Origin of the sequence: Streptomyces beijiangensis (assembly GCF_017315755.1) — a bacterium.
In the GTDB taxonomy this organism is placed as follows: Bacteria; Actinomycetota; Actinomycetes; order Streptomycetales; family Streptomycetaceae; genus Streptomyces; species Streptomyces beijiangensis.
In genome coordinates this window covers 1-459 of the sequence record NZ_JAFLRJ010001527.1, presented here as the reverse complement: position 1 = coordinate 459, position 459 = coordinate 1, and the positions used below count along the sequence as shown (strand labels likewise).

The following is a 459-nucleotide window of genomic DNA, read 5'->3' as shown; positions in this document are numbered from 1 at the left end:
ACGGCAACGGGGTGACGGCCAGCCAGTCGTCGGCCTCGCCTTCCTCCGGCCGGCCGCGGTGGGCGAGCAGCCACACGGTGACGGTGCGGCCATCCCGGTGCCGGAGTGCGAGCGTGCCGCTCCAGCGCGTGTCGGCCGGCGGCCGGGGAGGCTGTGCTCCGTTGGCGAGCAGGCGGGCCGCCGGGCGGCCGACCACGTCCTCGGCCCGGTGGCCCAGCAGCCGCCGGGCGGCCTCGTTCCACCGGGTGACGGTGCCGTCGGCGGCGATGACGGCCCGAGCCGTCACCGGATCGTCGAACGGGTCGTCCGCCCTCATCGTCGCCACTCCATCGCACACTCACCGTGAACTGGTCGATCGCCAGAGTTCCACCCTAGTGCGTCGGAGGCGGGTGTGGACCGGAACCCCGTCCGGCCGGGTTTCCGCAGGCGGGACGCGAGAGACGGGAGTCCCCCCGAGAC

1 protein-coding gene is annotated in these 459 nt (G+C 74.9%); it reads right to left on the bottom strand.

Going from position 1 to position 459, the window contains the following annotated elements:
• Positions 1-316, bottom strand: a 316-nt coding sequence (locus J0695_RS42545) for a PAS domain-containing protein (RefSeq protein WP_206970128.1), incomplete at its 3' end; no start/stop codon positions are given.
• Between the last annotated feature and the right edge of the window lie 143 nt (positions 317-459).